The sequence below is a fragment of the Phreatobacter stygius genome, from assembly GCF_005144885.1.
GTDB lineage: Bacteria > Pseudomonadota > Alphaproteobacteria > Rhizobiales > Phreatobacteraceae > Phreatobacter > Phreatobacter stygius.
On sequence record NZ_CP039690.1, the window covers coordinates 1,760,698 to 1,785,023 of the forward strand.

Genomic DNA, 24,326 nt, shown 5'->3' on the forward strand with positions numbered 1-24,326 from the left:
GCGCGCCGGCCCATTTTCACCTCATCGCTTCGAACGAGGCTTTCATGCGTCACACCGCAGCCGTCCTTGCGCGCGTGCTTGCACCGATTTCACGACTGGCGCTCTGGATCTCGGGCCTCGGCCTCCTGGTCATGACCGTCTTTGTCGCCTGGCAGATCTTCGGCCGCTACGTGCTCAATTCATCGCCGAGCTGGACCGAACCGGCGGCGCTCCTGCTGATGAGCTGGTTCATCCTGCTCGGCTCGGCGGTCGGCGTGCGCGACGGCACCCATATGGGTTTCGAGATCGGCCTGCATTACGCGCCGCCGGTGCTGAAGATCGTGCTGATCCAGACGACCAATCTGCTGATCGTCTTCTTCGGCCTGTTCATGGCCTGGTACGGCTACGAACTGACCGTCGAGACCTGGGCCGCCAAGATGCCCGGCATCAACCTGCCGCAGGGCGTCGACTACATGCCGCTGGCCGGCGGCGGGCTGCTGATCGCCCTGTTCTCGTTCGAAAAGCTCGTGCGCGTCATCGCCGACCCCGACGCCGCCATCAAGGCGGTCGAAGCCCCCAAAGTGGAGATCTGACGCCGTGGAACTCTGGATACTCTTCGGCGTCTTCGGCGGCCTTCTGCTGATCGGCACGCCCGTCTCGTTCTGCCTCGGCATCGCCTCGCTGGCCACCGTCGTCTATATGGGCCTGCCGGCGATGGTGGTGTTCCAGCAGATCAATTCCGGCATGAACGCCTTCGCCATGCTGACCATCCCCTTCTTCATCTATGCCGGCGACCTGATGATGCGCGGCGGCATCGCCGACCGCCTCATTGCCTTCGCGGCGACGCTCGTCGGCCATCTCCGCGGCGGGCTCGGCCAGGTCAACGTGCTGGCCTCGATCTTTTTCGGCGGCATTTCCGGCTCGGCGGTGGCCGATGCCTCGGCGATCGGCGGCATCATGATCCCGCAAATGGCCAAGCGCGGCTACGACAAGGACTACGCGGTGAACGTCACGGCCAATGCCGCGATCATTGCGCTCTTGGTGCCGCCCTCGCACAACATGATCATCTATTCGCTCGCCGCCGGCGGCAATATCTCGATCGCCGACCTGTTCACCGCCGGCATCGTGCCGGCCTTGCTGCTGGCGCTCGCCCTGATGATCACCGCCTATATCGTCGCGGTCCGGCGCGGTTATCCGGCCGAACCCTTTCCCGGCGGCATGGCGATCGCCCGCGGTTTCGTCGTCGCGGTTCCCGGCCTCCTGTTGATCGGCATCATCTTCGGCGGCGTCCGCTCCGGCGTGTTCACCGCGACCGAGAGCTCCTGCATCGCGGTGCTCTATGCGCTGCTCCTGACGCTGGTGGTCTATCGCCAGCTCGACTGGAACGAGTTCGTCGATGCGACGCTCGGCGCGGTGCGCACCACCGCCATGGTGCTGCTGGTCATCGGCACGGCCGGCGCCTTCGGCTGGCTGATGGCCTTCCTGCAGGTGCCGGCGGCGACCATCGCCTTCATGCGCCAGCTCTCCGACAATCCGGTCGTCATTCTGCTCCTGATCAACATCGTGCTGCTGGTGCTCGGCACCTTCATGGACATGGCGCCGATGATCATCATTTGCACGCCGATCTTCCTGCCTGTCGTGAAGGCCTTCGGCGTCGACCCGATCCATTTCGGCGTGATCCTGATCCTCAATGCCGGTATCGGGCTGAACACGCCGCCGGTCGGCTCGGTGCAGTTCGTCGCCTGCGCCATCGGCAAGGTGACGATTGCCGAGAGCATGCGGACGATCTGGCCGTTCTACGGCGCTTCCGTCGCCGTGCTGCTGTTGATCACCTATGTGCCGGCCTTCTCGCTCTGGCTGCCCAATCTGTTCCGCTGATTTCAGTCTCACCGCATCGGGGATTTCGATGACCATCGACATTCGTCAAGCCTCACACCCGGAAGCCGCTGCCGGCTACGACACCGCGGCGCTGCGCCGGCACTTCCTGATCGAAAGCCTGTTCCAGCCGGGCGAGGTCAAACTGACCTATTGGCATGTCGACCGCCTGGTGGTCGGCGGCGCGACACCGGTCAGGACGCCGCTGACGCTTCAGGCGGCCAGGGCGATCGGCACCGAGACCTTCCTGGAGCGGCGCGAGCTGGGCATCTGCAATATCGGCGGTCCCGGCCGCATCAGCTGCGACGGCGAGGCCTTCAGAGTGGCGCGGCGCGACATGCTTTATGTCGCCATGGGCACCAGGGAGGTGACCTTCGAGAGCACCGACCCGGCGAACCCGGCCCGGTTCTATCTCCTGAGCACGCCGGCCCATGCCCGCCACCGGACCGTGCTGGTGCGCGAGAGTGACGCCAATGCGGTCGAGCTCGGCAGCCAGGAACAGGCCAATAGCCGGACGCTGCGCCAATATATCATTCCCGGCCGGGTTGCCTCCTGCCAGCTGGTCATGGGCCTGACCACACTGAAGTCAGGCAATATCTGGAATACCATGCCGAGCCACGTCCACGACCGGCGTTGCGAGGCCTATCTCTATTTCGATCTCTCGGCGGACGCCCGGGTGTTCCACATGATGGGCGAGCCGGCCGAGACCCGCCATCTCGTCGTTGCCAACGAACAGGCGATCCTGTCGCCGGGCTGGTCGATCCATTCCGGTTGCGGCACGTCGGCTTATTCGTTCATCTGGGCGATGGGCGGCGACAACCAGGATTTCGCCGACATGGACATGGTGCCGATGGCGGAGCTCAGGTGATGACCAACCCGGTCAATTTTTCGCTCGCTGGCCGCCGCGCCCTGGTCACCGGCGCCAATACCGGCCTCGGCCAGGCGATCGCCATTGCTCTTGCCGTCGCCGGCGCCGACATCGTCGCCGTCGGCCGCTCGGCCATGGCCGAGACGGCGGTGACCGCGCTCGGCAGGCGTTTCCTGGCGATCCAGGCCGATCTTTCGCGGATCGACGTGCTCGAGCCGGTGGTGGCCGAGGCGTCGATGAATGCCGGGCCGATCGACATCCTGGTCAACAATGCCGGCATCATCCGGCGCGCCGACGCGCTCGATTTCACCGAGGCCGACTGGGACGACGTGATGAACCTCAATCTGAAGTCGGTGTTCTTTCTCAGCCAGGCGGTGGCCCGCCGCATGGTCGCCGACCGGCGCCGCGGGCGGATCATCAACATAGCCTCCATGCTGTCGTTTCAGGGGGCATCAGAATACCGTCCTACACTGCCTCCAAGAGCGGACTGGCGGGTCTCACCCGGCTTCTGGCCTGTGAATGGGCCCCGAAGGGCATCAACGTGAATGCCATCGCGCCGGGCTATTTCGTCACCAACAACACTGCCGCCCTGCGCGCCGATCCGGAGCGCAACGCCGCCATCCTGGCGCGCATTCCCGCCGGCAAATGGGGCGAGCCCGGCGAGCTCGGCGGCGCCGCCGTGTTCCTCGCCTCCGATGCGGCAAGTTATGTCCATGGCACCGTGCTCGCCGTCGACGGCGGCTGGCTCGCGCGCTGATCCGGAGGCCCGACATGACCCAGGGCAGCGACATCTATCTGCACGACGCCGACGTGCCGTGGCAGGACCTCGGCGGCGGCGTCAGACGCAAGGTCCTGTGCTACGACGCCTCCGTCATGCTGGTGCGCGTGGTCTTCGAGACCGGCGCGGTGGGCGCCGCGCACCACCACCCGCATATCCAGTGCACGCTGGTGGCCAGCGGCCGGTTCGAGATGACCATCGGCGGCGCCAAGCGCATCCTGACCGCCGGGGACAGCTTCATCGTGCCGACCGACGTGGTTCATTCCGCGCTGTGCCTGGAGGCCGGCGAACTGGTCGACACTTTCGCGCCGATGCGCGCGGATTTCGCCGGCTGAGGCCCGCGCAAGGCAGCCTTGGGCGCGCCGCCCTGGACATCCGCCTCATCTCGGCCACTCTCGCATCTGACTTTGTCGACCGGCAGCGAGAGGAACCGTGGAAGCGCTCTTCATCGGACAGACCTATATCGACGTGACACTGGTCGCCGACGCCATTCCGACCGGCGACGACAAGGCCGTTGCCAAGGATTATGCGGTGTCGTTCGGCGGCAATGCGGTGACCGCCGCCTTTGCCGCCGCCAAGCTCGGCGTGTCACCCGACCTGCTCACCTCGCTGGCGCATGACTGGCTCGGCCGCATGTTCTCCGACATGGCGGTGCGTTATGGCGTGTTCATCCATCCGCGCCCGGTGAAGCGCTCCTCGCTGTCCTTCGTCATCCCCAACAATGGCAAGCGCGCCATCCTGCGGGCCCGCGATGACGACTACCTGCACCCCTTCCCGACCCTCAACCTCGCCGGCTGCCGCATCCTGCATCTCGATGGCCACCAGCCGGATGCCGCCATTGCCTATGCCCGGGCTTGCCGGGAGGCCGGCATCCCGACGTCACTCGACGGCGGCGGCCTGCGCTCGAACACCCACGACCTGCTCGAATTCATCGATATCGCCGTGGTCGCCGAGCGGCTGTGCGAGCAGATGGAACTGACGCCGACGGAAATGCTGACCTATCTGCATGCGCGCGGCTGCCGGATCGGCGCGGTGACGCTCGGCGAGCGCGGTCTGATCTGGATCGACGAGAAGGCGGAGAAACGCGAGATGCCGGCGCTGCGCGTCCCGGCCAGCCGGGTGATCGACACCAACGGCGCCGGCGACATCTTCCACGGCGCCTATCTGACCTCCTACCTGGCGCATCCCGAGGCTGGCTGGGACGAGCATTTCCGCTTCGCCCGCGCGGCATCAGCTCATTCGGTCCAGAAGCTCGGCAATGAGGCGAGCCTGCCGACCTTGGCCGACATCGCCAAGGTCCGGGCGGAATTCGAACCCACCTGATCGTTGCAGCGGGTCTGCCAGCGGCTTGGCTTGCCGGTCGTGACAAAGGCGCCGTCGCGGATCGAATAATCGCTGGTTCCATCAACGACATTGTCGATTACCCGGATCCGGCCGTCGTCGCCCTTGGTCAAGGTGAATCGGCGGCGCTGGCCGCTGGGCGGCAGCTGGATGACGAATTCGAACCGGCCATTCGACAGGACCCGACCCGACAGGACATCCAGTTCGTCACGCTCGCTGCCGAAATCACGGGGGTGAACCAGCCGGCCGCCGCGAACCGCATAGGTCAGGCTGCCATTATCCCGGCTCGGTGGCGCCCTGCAGTCGAGCCGCCAGGTGCCGAGGATGCCCCAGCTGCGAGCCGCGGCGATATCGTCGGCCGGACGCGCCAGGGCCGTCCCCGGCACGGCGGGAGCTGCCGCCGCGATCAGGATCGCCAGCCACGTGGCCAGTCGATCTGCCTTGCCGTCGACACAGCTCATCACGCGGACATCTCCTCCTGTTGCGGTCGTCGCGACCCTAGGCCGCGTCGGAAAAACCGGTCAATGACCGTTTCGACGGGAACGCGGGGTTGAACCATCGGGCGATCACCCGCACTGTGCGGCGGCATCTCAAAAGCAATGGACAGTCCCGCATGACCGCCGCCCGGCGCCCGAAATCCGTCATCACACCGATTCTTGCGCTGGTCGTCGCGCTGATCGGCACCTTCGTTCCGGCTGTGATCAGCGCCATTCCAGGCACGGGTGTCGTCTGGCCGCTGGTCGAATTTGCCGTATTGGTCGCCGCGGTCTTTGCCGCCATCCACCATGCCGACGTCGTCGCCCACCGCACCGGCGAGCCCTATGGCACGCTGGTGTTGACGCTTGCCGTGACCATCATCGAGGTGGCGCTGATCGTCTCGATCATGCTGGCCGGCGACGGCAGTCCGATGCTCGCCCGCGAAACCGTCTTCGCCGTCGTCATGGTGGTCTGCAACGGGCTCGTCGGCATCTGCATCATCCTGGGCGGGTTGCGTTATGGCGAGCAGGGCTTCCGGCTGCCCGGCGCCAGCGCCTATCTGGTCGTGCTCATGCCGCTGGCGACCCTGACACTGATCCTGCCGAACTACACGACCAGCGTGCCCGGGCCGTTCTTCAACCTGACTCAGCTGATCTATGTCAGCGTCGCGACGCTGGTGCTCTACGGCGTGTTTCTCTATGTCCAGACGGTGCGTCACCGCGACTATTTCCTGTCGGATTCCGGCATCTCGACACCGGATGAACATGCCCAGGTGCCAAGCGACCGCGAAGTCGCCCAGAGCGTCGCCCTGCTGATCCTGGCGCTGGTCGGCGTCGTGCTGCTCGCCAAACATTTTGCCGGTTCGGTCAAGATCGCGGTCAATTTTGTCGGGGCGCCGGTCGGTGCCATCGGCCTGTTGGTCGCCATGCTGGTGCTGCTGCCGGAAAGCATCGCCGCCATCCGCTCGGCCAAGCGCAACGAGCTGCAGAAGAGCCTCAACCTGGCGCTCGGCTCGTCGCTCGCCACCATCGGCCTGACCATTCCGGCGGTCTGCCTGGTCGCCATCGTGCTCAGCCAGCCGCTCGGCCTCGGCCTCGACAACCGCGACATGGTGGTGCTGATCCTGACCTTCGGCGTCAGCCTGGTCACCTTCGGCGGCGGCCGCACCAACATCCTGCCCGGCGTGGTCCACCTGGTGCTGTTCGCGACCTATGTCTTCCTGATCTTCGCGCCCTGACAGACGGGCGCGCGGGTTATTCGGCCGCCATCGGCAGCCGCAACTGCTCGGCGGCTTCCGGCTCGGCCGGTGCTGCCTGCTTGTGCGACGGCTTGACCCGGAACCAGACCGCATAGAGCGCCGGCAGGAACAAGAGCGTCAGGATCGTCGCGCCGAACAGGCCTGCGGCAATGGTGATCGCCATCGGACCAAAGAACAGCGAACGCGCCAGCGGGATCATCGCCAGCATCGCGGCCAGCGCCGTCAGCACCACCGGGCGGGAGCGGCGCACGGTTGCCTCGATGATCGCGTCATGCAGCGAATAGCCGCTGGCCTGGTCCTCGTCGATCTGCTGCACCAGGATGACGGTGTTGCGCATGATCATGCCGGCGAGCGCGATGAGGCCGAGCAGCGCGACGAAACCGAATGGCGCGCCGGTCAGGTTGAGCCCGAAGGACGCACCGATCAGGCCGAGCGGCGCGGTCGAGAACACCAGGAACAGCCGGGAGAACGACTGCAGCTGCAGCATCAGCACGCTCAGCATGGCGAGCAGCATGACCGGGAACAGGATGAAGATCGAGGTATTGGCTTTGGCCGATTCCTCGACCGCGCCGCCCTGCTCGATGCGCATGCCGGCCGGCAGCGCCGCGATCAGATCCTTCAGCGCCGTCTGCACCTGGGCGCTGACGACCGGCGGCTGGATGCCGTCGCGGACGTCGGAGCGAACCGTCATGGTCAGGTCGCGGTTGCGCCGCCACAGGATCGGGTCCTCCTGTTCGAACTCGATGCGGGCGACCTGTGCCAGCGGCACCGGAACGCCGCCGCGGGCAATGATGGTCAGATCGCCGATGCGGCCGAGATCGACGCGCTCGGGACCCACCGCGCGCGCCACGATATCGACCCGCTCGGTGCGGTCGCGCACGCTGGTGACCGTCACCCCCGAGAGCAGGGTCTGCAGCGTCTGCGCCACGTCCTGAACGTTGAGGCCGAGCGAGCGGGCACGGTCCTGGTCGACCACCAGCTTGACCGAGGGCGACTGCTCGTTCCAGTCGAGATGCGGATCACGCGTGTTCGGGTTGCCGCGCATGATGTCGCGCACCTTGATCGCCACGTCGCGCACGGCCTGCGGCTCGATGCCGATCACCCGGAACTGCACGGGGAAGCCGACCGGCGGGCCGAAATTGAACCGGTCGACGCGCACCCGCGCCTCCGACAATTTGCCGCCCGCGACTTCCGCCTCGAGCCGCGTCTTGATGCGCTCGCGGGCTTCCAGATCCTTGGATATGATGACGATCTGCGCGAAGGACTCATCCGGCAATTGCGGATTGAGACCGAGCCAGAAGCGCGGTGAACCCTGGCCGACATAGGTCGTATAGGTCGTGATGTCGGGATCGCCCTTCAACATGGCTTCCGCGCGCTTGGCGGTTTCCAGCGACGAGGTGATCGCGGTGCCCTGGGGCAGGCGCATTTCGAAGAACAGCTCGGGCCGCTCGGAGATCGGGAAGAACTGCTGCTGAACCCGCCCGAAAGCGACGACCGCGCCGACGAACACCACCAGCGTGGTCGCGACCACGAAGAACTTGTGATCGACCGACCAGCCGACCGCCCGGCGCAGGCCCCGATACATGCGGGTGTCGTAGATCGCATGCGGATCGGAATGGTCCGGCTGCGGCGGAGCCGGCTTGCCGCGCTTGGCCGCGCGGATCACCGCGCGCTCATATTTGCGCTGTTCCAGCTTGTGGAAGTCCGGCAGCAGCTTGGAGCCGAGATAGGGCGTGAACACCACCGCGACGAACCAGGACACCATGAGCGCCAGGCCGACGACCCAGAAGATGCCGCCGGCATATTCGCCGACGGATGAATTGGCGAGACCGACCGGCAGGAAGCCGATGGCGGTCACCAAGGTGCCGGTCAGCATGGGGAAGGCGGTCGAGGTCCAGGCATAGGCGGCGGCCGACAGGCGGTCCCAGCCCTGCTCCATCTTCACCACCATCATTTCGACCGCGATGATGGCGTCATCGACCAGGAGGCCGAGCGCGATGATCAGTGCGCCGAGCGAAATGCGATGCAGGTCGATGCCGAGCGCGAACATGGCGATGAACACCACAGCCAGCACCATCGGCACCGACAGCGCCACGACGATGCCGGTGCGCCAGCCGAGCGACAGAAAGCTGACCAGAAGGACGATGGCCAGCGCCTCGACGAACGAACGGGCGAATTCCGAAATCGCGTGTTCGACCACTTTCGGCTGATCGGCGATCTGGCCGAGCTCGATGCCGACGGGGATGTCGCGGCGGAACTCGTCGCGGGCACGGGCCAGGTCCTCACCGAGCGTGGTGATATTGGCGCCCTTCTGCATGACCACGCCGACCAGCAGGGCCTGCTGGCCCTCCTGGCGGATCAGATAGGTCGGTGGATCGACGAAACCGCGGGTGATCGTCGCGATGTCGCCGAGCCGGAAGATCCGGCCATTGACGTCGACAGGGGTTGCCGCCACCGCGGCGACGCCGTCGAGCGCACCGGTGACCCGCAGCGGCACGCGCGCCGATCCGGTATCGATCGTGCCGGCCGGCACCACGGCGTTCTGCCGCTGCAGGCTCTCGAAAATGGCGGAAGCCGGCACGCCCAGCGTGGCCAGCTTGGCATGACTGAATTCGACGAAGATGCGCTCGTCCTGCGCGCCGTAGAGATTGACCTTGGTGACGTTCGGCACGCGCAGCAGCCGGCTCTTCAGCCGCTCGGCGATGCGCTTCAGTTCGGCATAGCTGGCGCCGTCGCCGGTCAGGGTGAACAGCACCGAATCGACGTCGCCATATTCGTCGTTGACGTTGGGCCCGATCAGACCGGCCGGCAGCTCACCCCTGAGATCGTCGAGCTTCTTGCGGGTCTGGTAGAACAAGGTCGGCACGTCGCGCGCCGGCGTATTGTCGCGGAACACCAGCTGCATCGCGGTGAAGCCGGGCTTGGTATAGGTCTGCACCCGCTCGAACCAGGGCAGTTCCTGCAGCTTCTTCTCGATGCGCTCGGCGACCTGGTCCTGCATCTCGCGCGCCGTGGCGCCCGGCCAGACGGCGGTGATGACCGCGACCTTGATGGTAAACGACGGGTCTTCGGCGCGGCCGAGCCTGAAATAGGAAAAGGCGCCGCCGGTGACCAGCGCCAGGATCATGAACAGGACCAGCGCCGGATGGGTCACCGCCCAATACGACCAGTTGCCCTTGCTCAGGTTCGGATCATGGGCGTCGTGTGCAGCGGACATGGGGTCTCTCCCGCGAACTCGGGCGGTGGCTTCAAGAATGATCTGACGATGCGCTGCTAGGACCTGACGGCCGGCTCAGTTGCGGGTATCGACCACCCGCACCCGCTGACCGGCATCGAGCTTGTGCACGCCGAGCGCGACAACCTTGTCGCCATCGGCGAGCCCGCCGCTGATCAGCACGTCGCGGCTGTCATAGCCTTCGACGGTGACCGGCTTCAGTGTCAGTCCACCGGTGGCCTGATCGACCACGAAGACCGACGGACCACGCCCTTCGGAATAGAGCGCGGAGATAGGGAGGCGAGCCACGCGGGCGGACGCGGGCTCGCCGACCGTGACGGTCGCCGTCATACCAATGACGACGCCATCATCGGCGTCTTGAATGGTGAAGCGGGCCTGGAAGGTCCGCGTGGCGGTGTCGGCCGAGGCCGCGAATTCGCGCAGCTTGGCGCCATAACGCTTATCGGCATTCGACCACAGCGACACCGTGGCCTGGCCGGTGCGGACGCGCTCGATCAGCGCCTCGGGCACGGCCACGACGGCCTCGCGCTCGCCGGCCCGGGCGACCCGGATCACCGGCGTGCCCGCCGTCACCACCTGGCCGGGCTCGGCCAGCGTCGCGGTGACCAGGCCGTCGACATCCGAGATCAGCGTCGTATAGGCGAGCTGGTTGACCGCGAGGTCGAGCGCGCGCTTGGCCCGGTCGACACGACCACGGGCATCGGCGGTGCGGGCGAGCTGCTGGTCGACCGTTGCCTGCGTCGCCCAGCCGGCACGCCTCAGATCGAGCGAACGCTTGTCCTGGGCTTCACCGGCGGTGAGATTGATCTGGGCGGCGGCGAGTTCGGCCTCGGCCTGCTCCTTCTGCAGCTGCAGGTCGGTGGGATCGAGCTTGGCCAGCGGCTGGCCGCGGGCGATCCGCTCGCCCTGTTGAACCAGACGCTCGGCGATCTTGCCGGCGACACGGAAGCCGAGATCGCTCTCGATGCGCGGACGCACGCTGCCGACGAAGCTGCGCTCGCTGGTGCGCGAGCGGAAGCGCACGGTCTCGACCACCACGGCACGGGCATCGCCTTCAGCGGCGCGGGCTTCGGTCCGGGCATTGCCGTCATTGCACGCCGCCAGGCCCAGCCCCAGCAACGAAACGGCGAGAAGGGGGAGGACGCGGTGACGCATGGCGACGGTTCCTCAGGCTTTCAGGGCGCGAAGGGCAAAACGGGTGAGACGGCGAGCCTGCTCTTCCAGGTCGTCGATCGCGTCCATTCCGGCGCAATGGGCGATCAGGGTTGGATGAAACACGCTCACATGGGTCTGTTTGAACGACAGGGCAGCTTCGATCGGATCCTGGACGGCAAATTCACCCGCCACCATTCCCTCGCGGATAACGTCGGCGAAAATGAAGGTGAGCCCCTCGAGATAGGCTTTGATGACACCCCAGCTCTCGACCATGGCGTTCTCGACCATGTCGTGGAGCCGGCGCTCTTCGGTGAAATTGCCCTTGTTGTAACGATGGATCGCCAGGACCATCTCGCCCAGACGATCCGCGGCGGAAATCTTCTCGGCGGCGATGGCGCGCACCTGCGCCATGCTCGCCGCCAGCATGCGCCGGGCGATCTCTTCGCAGATCGCCGACTTCGTCGGAAAGAAGCGATAGACATTGGCCGGGCTCATGGCGAGCGCACTGGCAATGTCGGCAACCGCGGTCTTGGCATAGCCGACACGCCGGAAATGCTCCTCGGCCGCAACAAGAATGCGTTCGCGGGTCTCTTCCGGAGTGAGGCGAGCTTTGACCGTCATGGCGCCTATTTATTGATGACTGATGATTTTGGATATTTATCAGTTATCAGCAATCGGTCAAGCCCGATCGACCGGAAGACGGCCCGGATCGGTCAAAAGAGACTGCGACAGATTGTCCGTCGGGCCTGAACGCCCCGGGATCGGGCTAGCGGCGGCGTGCCCGGAGCCGGCCGACGATGCCGGTCGGGAAGAAATAGACGCTGAGCACGAACAGCACGCCGAGGAACAGGAGCCAGCGATCGGGATGCAAGAGCTTGGGCAGCAGCGGAATGCCCTCGGTCGCCGCCGCCCCGCTGGCCATCAGTTTCTGCAGGTAGTTCTGCGCGACGATGAACAGGGTCGCACCAACCACCGCCCCATACATCGTGCCCATGCCGCCGATCACCACCATCAGCAGGATGTCGAGCATGATGGCGAAGGACAGCGTGGTGTCGGGCCCGGTATAGCGCAGCCAGAATGCGCTCATGGCGCCGGCCAGCACCGCCATCGCGGCGGCCAGGCAATTGGCGACGGTGCGGTAATAGACCACGCGGTAGCCGAGCGCCTCGGCGCGCATGTCGTTCTCGCGGATCGCCTGCAACACGCGGCCGAACGGCGAATTGACCACCCTGAGCGCCGCCAGGAACAGCACCAGCGCCGAAATGAAGACGAGGTAGTAGGCAATGATGCGGCCGGTGATGTCGACGCCGAACAGCGGCGTGTCGATCAGCTTGAAGCCGGGCCGGAGCACCTCGGGTACCCGGAACGAGCGGCCGTCCTCGCCGCCGGTATATTCGGAGAACTGGGTCGCCAGGATGGTCACGGCGGAGGCGACGGCCAGCGTGATCATGGCATAAAAGATCGCACGCACGCGCAGCGACAAGAGGCCGATCAGGAAGGCCAGCACCACCGCGACGGCGAGCGCAATCAGAAGGCCGATGAGGGCAAAGCCCCAGGTCGGGCCGAAACTGTACATGGCAAGCCCGATGCCATAGCCGCCGATGCCGAAAAACATGGTGTGGGCAAATGAGACGATGCCGGTATAGCCGAGCAGCAGATCGTAGCTCGCCACCAGCACGATGAAGATGCAGATCTTGGCCGCGGTGTTGATCGCCGCCGCCCCGCTGAACAGGAACGGCGCAAAGGCGAGCCCGATCAGGATCGCCGCAAGGACGACGCTGAGGATGCGGCTTTTCGGCAGGTCGTCCGACAGGATCGCATTGATCATGGCGCTTACCTCTTCGCGACCGGATAGAGCCCCTGCGGGCGCCACATCAAGATGCCGACCATCAGCAGGATGTTGGAGGCGAGCGCCACCTTGGGCACCAGGAAGGCGGTGTAATTGGCCATCAGCGCCACCAGGATCGCGCCGAGGAAACAGCCGCCGACCGAGCCGAGGCCGCCAATGATGATGACGATGAAGACCAGCACCATGACGTCGCCGCCGATCGCCGCGGTCAGCGTCTCGCGGTAGAGCGCCCAGAGCACGCCGCCGAGGCCTGCCAGCGCGGAGCCTGCGACGAACACGCCGACGAACAGCCGGCGGATGCGATAGCCGAGAGCCTCGACCATTTCGCTGTTCTCGACGCCGGCGCGGATCAGGAGGCCGATCTTGGTGCGGTTGAGCACCAGCACCATGGTGGCGAAGACGGCGAGGCCGACGACCACCGCCAGCAGGCGGAATTTCTCGAAGGCAATGTCGCCGACGATGAAGGCGCCGCGCAGGCCGGCCGGCAGCGGCATGGCCTTCTGGTCGCCGCCCCAGATCACGTGGATCATCTGTTCGGCGACGATCAGGCCGCCCATGGTGATCAGGATCTGCTTGAGATGCTGGCCATAGACCGGCCTGACGATGATCCGTTCGAAGGCCCAGCCGAGCAGTCCGGTGCCGATCATCGCCACGGTGACGGCGAGCCCGAGCGCGGTGAGGTTCCAGCCGAGCGAATCCACCTGCATCCAGCCCGACAGCAGCGCCAAGACGCTCATGGCGATATAGGCACCGACCGCGATGAAGGCGCCGTGGCCGAAATTCAGCACGTCCATCAGGCCGAACACCAAGGTCAGCCCGCTGGCGATGACGAAGATCATCATGCCCATGGCGAGCGCCGCGATGGTCAGGGTCACCCAGGTGCTGGGATTGCCGATGAACGGCAGCGCCGCGGCGGCCAGCCCGATCGGCAAGAGGATCGGCAGAAAGTCGCGGCGCACCGCCGGCAGCGTGTCAGCCGGCACATTCGTCGAGGCACCAGGTGTGGCGATCGTCATGGCGCGCCCGTCCTATTGGTGGGTATCGAGGGAAAGCCCGAGGAGCCGCGTCTGCAGCGCCTCGTCGCCGGCGAGTTCCGCCATCGCGCCGCGATGGACGATGCGGCCGTCATCCATCACGGCCACCTGGTCCCCGAGGCTCGCGGCGAAGCGGAAATTCTGTTCGACCAGCAGGATCGTCGTCTCCCGCTTCAATTCCGCGAAGGCCAGGATCATCGCCTCGATGATCGCCGGCGCGATGCCCTTGGTCGGCTCATCGATCAGGATCAGCCGGCGCGGCTCGACAATCGCGCGGGCGATGGCCAGCATCTGCTTCTGGCCGCCTGACAATACGCCCGCCGGCAGTTCCCAGAACTTCCTGAGCGCCGGGAACAGTCCGAAGATCCAGTCCAGGCGTGCCTTGTCGATCGGCCCGTCGCGCGCCGCCAGGACCATGTTCTCGCGCACCGAAAGATCGGAGAAGACAGCCATGGTCTCCGGCACATAGGCAATGCCCGCGCGCGCAATGTCGGGGGTCGGCAGGCCGCCGATCGGCCGGCCATCGAAATGGATGGTGCCCTGCGACGGCGCCCACAGCCCCATGATGGTGCGCAGCGTCGTGGTCTTGCCGGCGCCGTTGCGGCCGAGCAGCACGGTCATGCCGCCGCGCGGCAGGACGAGGTCGACGCCCTGCAGGATATGATATTGGCCAATATGGGTGTGGACGCCCTTTAGCGTCATCAACGGATCAGCCGGCCGCTCGTCAGCCATGGGACGCCTCCGCTGCGCGCTTCGGCGCCTGGCCGAGATAGGCTTCCTGCACCACGGGCGAGGCGATCACCTCGGCCGGTTCGCCATCGGCGACGAGGCGGCCGTTATGCAGCACGACGATCCGGTCGGCGAGCGAGCGGACCACGTCCATCTTGTGTTCGACCAGCAGGATGGTCTTGTCGCCGCGGGCCTTGAGCTTGTGGATCAGGTCGAGAATGACCGGCACCTCGTCGACCGACATGCCGGCGGTCGGCTCGTCGAACATGAAGACGTCGGGCTCCAGCGCCATCATGATCGCCACTTCGAGCTTGCGCTTGTCGCCATGCGGCAAGGCCGCCGCCAGGGTGTCGCGCACGCCGCCGAGATTGACCTCGGCAAGGTAAAATTCCGCCTTGTCGATCCAGTCGGCATGGCTCGACCAGCGGCTGAACAGGCCGCTCGCGCCGCGTGCCTTGGCCTGGACCGCGAGCCGCACATTCTCGACCACCGACAGGTTGGGGAAGAGATTGGTGATCTGGAAGGCCCGGCCGATGCCGCGTTTGGTCCGGCCGGCGGCGCCAAGGCCGGTAATGTCGGCACCGCCGAGCAGCACGATGCCCGAGGTGGCGCTGAGCTGGCCGGACACCAGGTTGAAATAGGTCGTCTTGCCCGCGCCGTTGGGGCCGACGATCGCGGTCAGCGTGCCTGCATGGAAGGCGCAACTGACCGTGTCGACGGCGACATGTCCGCCGAAGCGGATGGTCAGGTCGCGCGTTTCAAGGACGGGTGTGGCCATGGGTGCTTCAGACAAGACTTTGGGTGTCTCAACGAGATCGAGCCTCGACCAAGTCGTCATGCCCGGCCTTGTGCCGGGCATCCACGTCTCGTCGGAGCGATCGAAGGCGTGGATGGCCGGGCCAGGCCCGGCCATGACGGCTGCGGCAGGCCTCAGCGCCGGTTGGTGATCGGCAGCGGCATGTCCGCTGCCGGAACGGTTGCGACCAGATCGAGCAGATCATTGTCGCGCGCATTCGGCCGGATCCGGAAGTGATACATGTCCTGCAGCGCCTGATGGTCTTCGCGGCGGAAGGTCATCGGCCCCTTGGGGGTCTGGAAGGTCAGGCCCTCGAGCGCCGTGATCAGCTTTTCGGTCTCGGGCGAGCCGGCCTTTTCGAGCCCCGCGACGACCGCAGCGGCGGCGGCGAAACCACCGGCGACGAAGAAGTCCGGCGGCGCGTTGAAGCGCTTCTGGTATTCCGCCTTCAGCCAGTCGTTCAGCGGGTTCCGCGGGAAGTCGTGGTAATAATAGATGCCACCCTCGGTACCCGCGAAAGCCTTCCAGGCGTTCATTGCCGGCAGGATATTGCCGCCCGGCGCCAAGGCGATATTGAACCGTTCCGGACGCATGTCGACAAACTTCGCCATCGGATGGGCGCCGGCCCAGATGAAGCCGATGATCCGCTTGCCCGGCCGGTCGCGCAGGCTGGCGAACAGCCGCTCGGCGAAGGGCGCGAAGTCGGCGGTATTGCCGGCGGCATATTCCTCCGCGACGATCCGGGCGCGCGGCCGGATGGCGGCGAGCGCCGCCTTGTAGGCGGCGACCCCGTCGCGGCCGAAAGCGGTGTCGAGGCCGAGCATGCCGATCGACACGTCTTCATTGGCCGGTACCGAGGCGGCCGCGGCGAGCGCATCCTGGTAGGACGAGCGGCCGGTGCGGAAGATGTAGCGGTTCCAGCGCTCGCCGGTGATGCTGTCGGCCACCGCCGGTTCGACGATCAGGATCTTCTTGGCTTCTTCGGCCACCGCCAGCATGGCGAGCGCCACCGGCGAGCCGGTGGTGCCGACGGCAATGTCCGCCTTGTCGTCGTTATAGCATTCTTCCAGCAGCGCCTTGCCGCGATCGGGCCGGAGCTGATCGTCCTTGACGATCACCTGCAGACGCATGTTGCCGACCTGCATGGTGCCGCGGGTCAGGAATTCCAACCCCATCATGAAGCCTGCCTCGGTCTGCTTGGCATAGGCTTCCAACGGGCCGGTGCGACCGGCGATCAGGCAGATCTTGACGTCACGCACCTGGGCGCTCGCCTCGGCCGTCATGCCGGCCAGCGCACCGACGGCCAGCGTTGCCGCCGCCATCGCCAATTTCAGTTTCCGCATGGGATCCTCCCTGATCCGGATCATCGAATGCTCAATGCCATCGCCCGGTCCGGATCATCATTCGATCCCGGCGCCACCGGTTGATGACATCAAAACTGACACTTGAGTCATGTTTCATGTCACGCTAGCTTCGACATCGAAACGCGTCAAGCGCGAAGGCGAGCCGATCAGCGCCGGAGCACCCGCGAAACCAGCCCTCGAGTCCGCCATGTCGTCGCCCCACCCCGCAGGTCCGCTGCCCGTTCCGAAGACCAAACGCGGTGAGCGGACGCGTCAGAACATCCTCGACGCCGCCGAGCGGGAGATCGGCGTGAAGGGTTTCGCGGAAGCCTCGATCGCCGCCATCACCGCTGAAGCCGATGTCGCCCAGGGCACCTTCTATCTCTACTTCCGCTCCAAGGAGGACGTGCTGCGCGAGCTGGTCCTGCGCATGGGGCGGAAGCTGCGCCGCCATCTCTCGCTGGCGATCGTCGACGCGACCGACCGGCTGGACGCCGAACGGCGCGGCCTTCACGCCTTCCTGGCCTTCGTCCGCGACAATCCGAACCTCTACCGGGTGGTGGCGGAATCCCAGTTCGTCGATGCCGCCATTCACCGCCGTTACTATGTCGACCTCGCCGCCACCTATACGGCGAGCCTCGCGGCCGCGGTCAGCCGCAACGAACTCTCGGCCGGTCATGCCGAGGTGCGCGCCTGGGCCCTGATGGGGGTTGCCGACATGGTCGGCCGCCGCTTCGCCATCTGGGACCAGCAAACCCCGCTCCACGATATCGCCGAAGCCGCCTATGACTTCATCGCCCATGGCATGGGACCGCATCGCAATGGCTGAGCCCCTGGTCCGCTTCAGCATCGACGACCGCGTCGCCCGCCTCGTGCTGAACCGGCCGGAGCGGCATAACAGCCTGGTGCCGGAACTGCTTGGCGAGCTCGACACCGCGCTCGTCTCTTGCGCCGGCGCAAACCTGGCCGCCGTGGTCATCACGGGCGAGGGCCGCAGCTTCTCGACCGGCGGCGATGTCGCGGCCTTTGCCGACCGGCCGCGCGGCGAGCGGCTGCTTTATGCGGGAGCTCTTGTCGGCGCGCTCAATGCGGTCATCCTGAAACTCCTGGACCTGCCCTGTCCTGTGGTCGCCGCGCTCGCCGGCCCGGTCACCGGCGGCTCCTGTGGCCTGGTCTTTGCGGCCGATCTCGTCGCCATGGGCCCGCGCGCCTTCATCCAGCCCTATTATGTCGATGTCGGCTTTGGCCCCGATGGCGGCTGGACCGCCTTGCTTCCCGAGCGCATCGGATCCGCTCGGGCCGGCGCGATCCAGTTGCTCAACCGCCGGATCGGGCCCGAAGACGCCGTGGCGCTCGGGCTTGCGACCGTGGCCGTCGCCGACGCCGAGCTCGCTCCGACCATCGAGACCTGGCTTGCGACCTTGCGCACCAAGGTGCCGTCGAGCCTTCAGGCGACCCGCTCCCTGCTCTTCAGCCCCGAGCGCCGCGAGACCATCGCCCGCGGTCTCGAACGCGAGCGCCAGCGCTTCCTGGCCCTGATCGAAACGCCTGAGACCGAGGCCGGCATGGCCCGTTTCCTGTCGAGGACCGCATGAAGACCGTTCCCGATCTCTGCCGCCGACGGGCCGAACTGATGCCCGACGCGATCGCCTTCGAGGAGCTGGCGACCGGCCGCATCTGGACTTTCGCCGATGTCGACGATCGTGCCGAACGCGCCGCCGCCCTGTTCGAGACAATGGGGCTTGCCGAGGGCGACCGCGTCGCGGTGCTCTGCCACAACACGGCGGTGTTTTTCGAGATCCTGTTCGCCTGCGCCAAGGCCCGGCTCATCCTGGTGCCGCTCAACTGGCGCCAGACCGCGGCCGAACTCGCCCCCGTCATGATCGACAGCGGCGCACACCTGCTGCTCGCCGACGCCGCCACCGCGGATCTCGCAGCAGCGCTCAGCTCGGACCAGATCCCGCTCCTGAGCTTCGCCGATTACGAGGAACGGCGCGACGAGATCGCCCCGCGCGCCCGTCCTGCCACACTTTGGGAAACCGACCGGCCCTGGTACCTGCTCTATACCTCGGGGACGACGGGCAAGCCGAAAGCGGTGATCCAGACCGCCGGCATGGCGATGGCGAACGCCATCAACGTGCAGCAGGCGACCGGCGCCTCGGCCACCGATCACGTGCTCAATTTCCTGCCGCTGTTTCATACCGCGGGCATCAACCTGCACAGCCTGCCGGTATTCATCGCCGGCGGCACCTCGCACATCATCCCGAAATTCGACGCCGACGCGGTCATCGCGCTGGTCGCCGAGGCCAAGCTGTCCTTGTTTTTCGGGGTGCCGGCCATCTACCAGGCGATCAGCCTGCATCCGGCCTTCGCCACCACCGATTTCTCGGCGGTGCGCCACTGGGGCTGCGGCGGCGCGCCCCTGCCGGAAAGCCTGATCCGCGCCTTCCTCGGCCGGGGCGTCGTGGTCTGCAACGGCATGGGCATGACCGAGACCGGGCCGACGGCCTTCTTCATGGACCGCGATCACGCGGTGGCCAAGATCGGCTCGGTCGGCAAGCCGCAATTGCTCGCCGAGGTACGCCTGGTCGATATTGACGGTCACGATGTGCCGCAAGGCGCGGCCGGCGAGATCCTGTTTCGCGGGCCGGGGGTGACCCCCGGCTATTTCGGCAATCCGGAAGCAACCGAAAAGGCCTTTGCGCCAGGCGGCTGGCTGCGCTCCGGCGATGTCGGTCGGCAAGATGCGGACGGCTATTATTTCATCGTCGACCGGATCAAGGACATGTTCATTTCCGGTGGCGAAAACGTCTATCCGGCCGAAGTGGAGATCGTGCTGCACGCCCATCCGGCGGTGCTGGAGGCTGCCGTCCTCGGCGTCGCCGACGCCAGATGGGGCGAGGTCGGCCATGCCGTCGTCATGCTGCGCCCAGGCGCCGAGGTCGACATCGAAACCTTGCGCCGGCATGCCCGCGAAAGGCTCGCCGCCTACAAGGTGCCCAAATACATCACCCTGGTCACGGATTTCCCGCGCACCGCCGCCGGCAAGGTGCAGAAACATGTGCTGCGCGCCACTGTCGCGACCGAGGCCAGTTCATGAGCGCTCATGCCATGATGGCCGACGCGACGATCACGGCCGGCCCGCTCTTCAGCGAAACGGTGACGCTGACGCAAGCCGATTTCGACCTCTTCGCGCGGGTCAGCGGTGACGACAATCCGATCCATGTCGATCCTGGCTTCTCACGCGCCACCCGCTTCGGCCGCACCGTCGCGCACGGCATGCTGCTTTACACCGTGCTCTGGGGCCTGCTGCGCCGGCAATGGCCCGACGCCCGCCAGACCGGCCAGACCCTGATGTTCCCGGCCCCGGCCTTCGCCGACGAGCCGCTGGTCTTCACCGGCCGCGTCGAAGCGATCGAGGTGACCGGTGTGCGTCTGACGTTCCGGGTCATCCGCCTCGCCGACGGCGAACCCGTCTGCGAGGCCACCGCTGCCGTCGCCATATCAGGAAGCGACCATGAAAGTCGGTGACAGCGCCTGCCTGACCCGACGCTATCAGGTCGACGATATCGAGGCTTTCGCCGCGCTCGCCGGCGTCAGCCCCCAGGCCATCACCCATGTGCCCGAACCGCTGATCGCCGCGCTGTTTTCCTATCTCCTCGGCGTCGAGCTGCCGGGCTCCGGCACCAACTATCTCAAGCAGGAACTGACCTTTTCCGGCAGCCCGCCGCTCGACGAGGCGGTGACCGCCACTGTCGCCGTCGTCAGATTGCGCCCCGACAAGCATCTCTGCGATCTCTCGACCACGCTGACCGGTACCGACGGCCGTGTCCTGGCGACCGGCCGCGCGCTCGTCCTGATCAAGGACGTCGCCCGGCCGATCGAGGCCTGACGCGTGGCGGGCTTCACCCATGTTGACGATGCCGGCGGCGGCCGGCCGCTGGTCTTCCTGCACGGCTGGTCGGTCAATTCAGGCTTCTTTGCCGCCCAACAGGATCTCGTTACCCGCGGGTTTCGCGTCATCACGCCGGACCTGCCCGGCCACGGCCGCGACCGGCGTTCCGACCCGCGGCTTTCGATCGAGGATCTCTCGGCGGCGCTGGCCGCCTATCTCGCCGCGGCCCGGCTGGATGATGCCGTGCTGATCGGCTGGTCGATGGGCGCGACCGTCGCCTTCGACCACATTGCCCGCCGTGGACCGGCCGGCCTGGCCGGACTGGTCGTGGTCGACATGACAGCCAAGGTTGCCAATGACGCGGGCTGGTCGCTCGGCCTTTCCAACGGCCAGACTCTCGCCGACACGGACGCCGCCGCCGACCGCATGGCGGCAAACTGGCCACGTTATGCGCCGAAGATCGCCGAGGCGATGTTCGCAGCCGGCGTCGATCTGACCGGTGAGACCTATCGGAAGGCGGCCCTGGCCGTGGCGGCGAATGACGGGCCGACCATGGCGAGCCTCTGGCGCTCGCTGGTCGCAGCCGACCACCGCGCGACGGTAACCGGGCTCGGCATTCCCGTCCTGGCGGTCGCTGGCGCCGAGAGCCGGCTCTACGCGCCCGAGGTCGCCCGCTGGATCGCCGCCAGCGCGCCGTGCTGCCAGGCGATCAGCCTCGCCGGCGCCGGCCATACGCCGCATCTCGAACAACCCCAGGCCTTCAACGCGGCGATCGCCGCCTTCGCCGATCACCTCTGATCAAAACAAGCTGTCATGCCTGCTGCCCTCTTCCTGCCGGGCGTCATTCGATCCTAGTGTGACGCCCCCGAGGCGAGTGCCCAGACAGTCATGACACGTCCACAGCCATCATCAGCCCTGTCGAACCTGAAGGTCCTGGACCTGACGCGGGTGCGCGCCGGCCCGACCTGCTGCCGGGTGCTGGCCGATTTCGGCGCCGATGTGATCAAGATCGAGGCCCCGCCCGGCGTCGACCCCAACGAGGGCATGTCGGGCACGCGCCACGGCTTCGACATGCAGAACCTGCATCGCAACAAGCGGTCGCTGACCCTCAACCTGAAGACGCCGGACGGCCTCGCTGTCTTCATGAAGCTGGTCGAGACCGCCGATATCGTGGTCGAGAACTTCCGGCCCGACGTCAAGGACCGCATGGGCATCGGCTACGAGGCGCTGAAGGCGGTCAATCCGCGCATCATCCTCGCGTCCATTTCCGGCTTCGGCCAGGACGGCCCCTATCGCACCCGTGCCGGCTTCGACCAGGTTGCCCAGGGCATGGGCGGGCTGATGGCGATCACCGGCCATCCCGGCGAGGGTCCGATGCGCGCCGGCATCGCGGTCGCCGACAGCGCCGCCGGCCTCTATGCCGCGACCGGCATCCTGGTGGCGCTCGCCGAGCGCGAGCGCTCGGGCGAAGGCCAATGGGTGCATACCTCGCTCTTGCAGGCGCAGATCGCCATGTGCGACTTCCAGGCCGCGGTCTATACGGTCGACGGCAAGGTGCCGCCGCAGAACGGCAATGATCATCCCAATGCCACGCCCATGGGCGTGGTGCCGACCAAGGACGGCCATATCAACGTCGCGGTTGGCGGCGAGGGCCAGTGGAAGGCCTTCTGCCGGGCCATCGCGCGCACCGACCTGGCCAGCCATCCGGACTTCTTGTCGGCGCCCAAGCGTTTCGCCAACCGGCCGAAACTGCGTGAAATCCTCGAGGCGATCTTCCGCACCGAGGTTTCGGCCGTCTGGCTGGACAGGCTGGAGGCCGAGGGCGTGCCGGCCGGGCCGATCTACCGCATGGACGAGGTCTTCGCCGACCCGCAGGTCCAGCATCTCGAGATGGCCGTGCCGATCAACCACCATGCGCGCGGCGACATCAGGCTGATCGCCCAGCCGGTCGTGCTGTCGCGCACGCCCGCCGGCATCGCCACGCCGATCGCGGAAGCCGGCGAACATACCGACGAGATCCTCCGCGAGGCCGGTTTCGACCAAGCGGCCATCGCCAAGCTGAAGACCGACAAGATCGTTTGAAAGGGCATCCCGGTGGACCAGGCATCGATCCAATACGAAGCCGCCGGCGGCATCGCCCGGCTGACCATCGACCAGCAGGCCAAGATGAACGCCATGACCTTCGACATGTGGTCGAGCGTCCCGGCCCTGATCAAACGTGCCGAGGACGATAGGTCGGTGCGCGTCATCGTGCTGCAGGGGGCCGGCGACAAGGCCTTCTGCGCCGGCGCCGATATCTCGCAATTCGGCGCCAGGCGCACCGGCGAAGACGCGGTGAAGGCTTATGACAAGGCGGTCGCGGCCGGCATGGCGGCGGTACACGACGCGGCCAAGCCGACGGTGGCGGTGATCCGCGGCATCTGCTTCGGCGGCGGTTGCGCGCTCGCCCTGACCTGCGACCTGCGCTTCGCCACCGCCGACTCGCGCTTCCGCGTGCCGGCCGCCCGCCTCGGGCTCGGCTACGGCTTTTCCAACATGCGCATGATGGTCAACAAGCTCGGCATCGGCCCGGTCGCCGACATCATGATCTCGGCGCGCATCCTGGATGCGGCCGACGGCCAGCGGCTCGGCGTGATCAACCGCGCCTGGTCGCGCGAGGCCTTCCAGGCCGAGGTCGAAGCTTATCTCGGCACGGTCGCCGCCAATGCGCCATTGACGCTGGCCGCGATCAAGCGCTCGCTGATCGAGCTGTCGCGGCCTGAGGCGAAGCAGGACCCGGCGGCGGTCGACGCGCTGATCGCCAAATGTTTCGACAGCACCGACTACAAGGAGGGCCAGAAGGCCTTCCTGGAAAAGCGACTGCCCAACTTCATCGGCGAGTAGCAGGCCCGGCAGGGAGACCGATCGATGGATCTCGGATTGAGCGGCAAGACTGTCCTGGTCACCGGTGCCTCGAAGGGCATCGGCCTGGCCTGCGCGGAGGTTTTTGCGGCCGAAGGCGCGCGCGTCATCATGGTGGCGCGCGATCGGGCCAGGTTGGATGAGGCCGCGGCCGACCTGCGCACGCGCCACCAGGGCCCGATCGAAATTTTTGCCGCCGACCTGTCGAAGGGTCCGGAGCGCGACAAGCTCTGGGCGGCCCAGCCGACTATCGACATCCTCGTCAACAATGCCGGCGCCATTCCCGGCGGCGGACTGCTCGATCTCACCATGGAACAGTGGGAGGAGGCCTGGTCGCTCAAGGTGATGGGTTATATCCACCTGACCAGGCTGGCGCTCACCACGATGAAGGAACGTGGCTCCGGCGTCATCGTCAACATCATTGGCATGGCCGGCCGCTCGCCGCGCTACGGTTATCTCTGCGGCGCCACCGGCAATGCCGCGCTGATGGCCTTCACCGGCGCGGTCGGCGGCAAGTCCCAGGAATGGGGCGTCCGCGTCTTCGGCATCAATCCGGCGGCGACCCGCACCGACCGGATCGTCTCGCTGTCGAAGCAGCGCGCCCAGGCGGCCTTCGGCGACGAGAACCGCTGGGAGGAAATGCTCACCGACCTACCGTTCGGCCGGCCGATCGAGCCGGCCGAGATCGCCAATGCCGCGGCATTCCTGGCCTCTCCCGCCTGCGGTTATGTGTCCGGCGCCGTCCTCGATGTCGACGGCGGCGGCGCCTTCCGCGGCGCATGATGATCGATACGCGCCGGCTTGCCTCCGGCG

The 24,326-nt window shown here is 66.6% G+C and carries 24 protein-coding genes and 1 pseudogene; 16 read left to right on the top strand and 9 right to left on the bottom strand.

Features of this window, described 5'->3' with window-relative positions; genetic code table 11:
• Positions 1 to 44: 44 nt before the first annotated feature.
• From E8M01_RS08010 to E8M01_RS08035, 6 genes and pseudogenes are all read left to right on the top strand, one after another.
• Positions 45 to 572: a TRAP transporter small permease gene (locus E8M01_RS08010; protein ID WP_136959651.1), complete on the top strand. Its 528-nt coding sequence runs from the start codon at positions 45 to 47 to the stop codon at positions 570 to 572.
• A gap of 4 nt (positions 573 to 576) precedes the next feature.
• On the top strand, positions 577 to 1,857 hold the full coding sequence (locus tag E8M01_RS08015) for a TRAP transporter large permease (RefSeq protein WP_136959652.1): 1,281 nt from the start codon (positions 577 to 579) through the stop codon (positions 1,855 to 1,857).
• Between the two features lie 28 nt (positions 1,858 to 1,885).
• Positions 1,886 to 2,722: a 5-dehydro-4-deoxy-D-glucuronate isomerase gene (gene kduI / locus E8M01_RS08020; RefSeq protein WP_136959653.1), complete on the top strand. Its 837-nt coding sequence runs from the start codon at positions 1,886 to 1,888 to the stop codon at positions 2,720 to 2,722.
• Positions 2,722 to 3,479 (top strand): annotated as a pseudogene (gene kduD, locus E8M01_RS08025) (2-dehydro-3-deoxy-D-gluconate 5-dehydrogenase KduD). The gene kduI and the pseudogene kduD overlap by 1 nt, the downstream one beginning before the upstream one ends.
• Before the next feature lie 14 nt (positions 3,480 to 3,493).
• Positions 3,494 to 3,835, top strand: a complete 342-nt coding sequence (locus E8M01_RS08030) for a cupin domain-containing protein (RefSeq protein ID WP_136959654.1) — start codon at positions 3,494 to 3,496, stop codon at positions 3,833 to 3,835.
• A 97-nt stretch (positions 3,836 to 3,932) separates the two neighbouring features.
• Complete coding sequence (locus tag E8M01_RS08035) at positions 3,933 to 4,823, top strand: sugar kinase (protein ID WP_136959655.1); 891 nt, start codon at positions 3,933 to 3,935, stop codon at positions 4,821 to 4,823.
• Here E8M01_RS08035 and E8M01_RS08040 read toward each other — a convergent pair.
• The gene (locus E8M01_RS08040) at positions 4,736 to 5,305 is read right to left on the bottom strand and encodes a hypothetical protein (RefSeq protein ID WP_170181830.1); all 570 of its coding nucleotides are present in this window, start codon (positions 5,303 to 5,305) and stop codon (positions 4,736 to 4,738) included. The genes E8M01_RS08035 and E8M01_RS08040 overlap by 88 nt on opposite strands.
• Positions 5,306 to 5,454: 149 nt before the next feature.
• On the opposite strand from E8M01_RS08040, the gene E8M01_RS08045 reads away from it, so the two are divergent.
• A complete protein-coding gene (locus E8M01_RS08045; protein WP_136959657.1) occupies positions 5,455 to 6,555 on the top strand; it encodes a calcium:cation antiporter in 1,101 nt (366 codons plus the stop codon).
• Between the two features lie 16 nt (positions 6,556 to 6,571).
• On the opposite strand, the gene E8M01_RS08050 is transcribed toward E8M01_RS08045, so the two are convergent.
• From E8M01_RS08050 to E8M01_RS08085, 8 genes are all read right to left on the bottom strand, one after another.
• The gene (locus E8M01_RS08050; protein ID WP_136964505.1) at positions 6,572 to 9,760 is read right to left on the bottom strand and encodes an efflux RND transporter permease subunit; all 3,189 of its coding nucleotides are present in this window, start codon (positions 9,758 to 9,760) and stop codon (positions 6,572 to 6,574) included.
• A 108-nt stretch (positions 9,761 to 9,868) separates the two neighbouring features.
• Entirely contained in the window at positions 9,869 to 10,966 is a 1,098-nt protein-coding gene (locus tag E8M01_RS08055) for an efflux RND transporter periplasmic adaptor subunit (RefSeq protein ID WP_136959658.1), read from the bottom strand.
• 12 nt (positions 10,967 to 10,978) lie between these two features.
• The gene (locus E8M01_RS08060; protein ID WP_136959659.1) at positions 10,979 to 11,587 is read right to left on the bottom strand and encodes a TetR/AcrR family transcriptional regulator; all 609 of its coding nucleotides are present in this window, start codon (positions 11,585 to 11,587) and stop codon (positions 10,979 to 10,981) included.
• 145 nt (positions 11,588 to 11,732) lie between these two features.
• Positions 11,733 to 12,794, bottom strand: a complete 1,062-nt coding sequence (locus E8M01_RS08065; protein ID WP_136959660.1) for a branched-chain amino acid ABC transporter permease — start codon at positions 12,792 to 12,794, stop codon at positions 11,733 to 11,735.
• A gap of 5 nt (positions 12,795 to 12,799) precedes the next feature.
• Positions 12,800 to 13,831 carry a branched-chain amino acid ABC transporter permease gene (locus E8M01_RS08070; RefSeq protein ID WP_136959661.1) on the bottom strand — a complete coding sequence of 344 codons (1,032 nt, stop codon included), beginning with the start codon at positions 13,829 to 13,831 and terminating at the stop codon, positions 12,800 to 12,802.
• Between the two features lie 12 nt (positions 13,832 to 13,843).
• On the bottom strand, positions 13,844 to 14,581 hold the full coding sequence (locus tag E8M01_RS08075) for an ABC transporter ATP-binding protein (RefSeq protein WP_136959662.1): 738 nt from the start codon (positions 14,579 to 14,581) through the stop codon (positions 13,844 to 13,846).
• Complete coding sequence (locus tag E8M01_RS08080) at positions 14,574 to 15,356, bottom strand: ABC transporter ATP-binding protein (RefSeq protein WP_136959663.1); 783 nt, start codon at positions 15,354 to 15,356, stop codon at positions 14,574 to 14,576. The genes E8M01_RS08075 and E8M01_RS08080 overlap by 8 nt, the downstream gene beginning before the upstream one ends.
• 152 nt (positions 15,357 to 15,508) lie before the next feature.
• Positions 15,509 to 16,696 (bottom strand): substrate-binding domain-containing protein, encoded by a 1,188-nt coding sequence (locus tag E8M01_RS08085; RefSeq protein ID WP_425467732.1) that lies wholly within the window; start codon positions 16,694 to 16,696, stop codon positions 15,509 to 15,511.
• Between the two features lie 229 nt (positions 16,697 to 16,925).
• On the opposite strand from E8M01_RS08085, the gene E8M01_RS08090 reads away from it, so the two are divergent.
• From E8M01_RS08090 to E8M01_RS08130, 9 genes are all read left to right on the top strand, one after another.
• Positions 16,926 to 17,546: a TetR/AcrR family transcriptional regulator gene (locus E8M01_RS08090; RefSeq protein ID WP_136959665.1), complete on the top strand. Its 621-nt coding sequence runs from the start codon at positions 16,926 to 16,928 to the stop codon at positions 17,544 to 17,546.
• Positions 17,539 to 18,312: an enoyl-CoA hydratase/isomerase family protein gene (locus E8M01_RS08095; RefSeq protein ID WP_136959666.1), complete on the top strand. Its 774-nt coding sequence runs from the start codon at positions 17,539 to 17,541 to the stop codon at positions 18,310 to 18,312. The genes E8M01_RS08090 and E8M01_RS08095 overlap by 8 nt, the downstream gene beginning before the upstream one ends.
• Positions 18,309 to 19,817 (top strand): acyl-CoA synthetase, encoded by a 1,509-nt coding sequence (locus E8M01_RS08100; RefSeq protein WP_136959667.1) that lies wholly within the window; start codon positions 18,309 to 18,311, stop codon positions 19,815 to 19,817. The genes E8M01_RS08095 and E8M01_RS08100 overlap by 4 nt, the downstream gene beginning before the upstream one ends.
• Positions 19,814 to 20,248 carry a MaoC/PaaZ C-terminal domain-containing protein gene (locus E8M01_RS08105; RefSeq protein WP_246088639.1) on the top strand — a complete coding sequence of 145 codons (435 nt, stop codon included), beginning with the start codon at positions 19,814 to 19,816 and terminating at the stop codon, positions 20,246 to 20,248. The genes E8M01_RS08100 and E8M01_RS08105 overlap by 4 nt, the downstream gene beginning before the upstream one ends.
• Complete coding sequence (locus E8M01_RS08110; RefSeq protein ID WP_136959668.1) at positions 20,235 to 20,609, top strand: hotdog family protein; 375 nt, start codon at positions 20,235 to 20,237, stop codon at positions 20,607 to 20,609. The genes E8M01_RS08105 and E8M01_RS08110 overlap by 14 nt, the downstream gene beginning before the upstream one ends.
• Positions 20,610 to 20,612: 3 nt before the next feature.
• Positions 20,613 to 21,410 carry an alpha/beta fold hydrolase gene (locus tag E8M01_RS08115; protein WP_136959669.1) on the top strand — a complete coding sequence of 266 codons (798 nt, stop codon included), beginning with the start codon at positions 20,613 to 20,615 and terminating at the stop codon, positions 21,408 to 21,410.
• Positions 21,411 to 21,500: 90 nt separating this feature from the next.
• Positions 21,501 to 22,694, top strand: coding sequence for a CaiB/BaiF CoA transferase family protein (locus E8M01_RS08120; protein WP_136959670.1), 1,194 nt, complete (start codon positions 21,501 to 21,503; stop codon positions 22,692 to 22,694).
• 12 nt (positions 22,695 to 22,706) lie between these two features.
• Complete coding sequence (locus tag E8M01_RS08125; RefSeq protein WP_136959671.1) at positions 22,707 to 23,495, top strand: enoyl-CoA hydratase; 789 nt, start codon at positions 22,707 to 22,709, stop codon at positions 23,493 to 23,495.
• Between the two features lie 24 nt (positions 23,496 to 23,519).
• Positions 23,520 to 24,296 carry an SDR family oxidoreductase gene (locus tag E8M01_RS08130; protein WP_136959672.1) on the top strand — a complete coding sequence of 259 codons (777 nt, stop codon included), beginning with the start codon at positions 23,520 to 23,522 and terminating at the stop codon, positions 24,294 to 24,296.
• Positions 24,297 to 24,326: the final 30 nt, after the last annotated feature.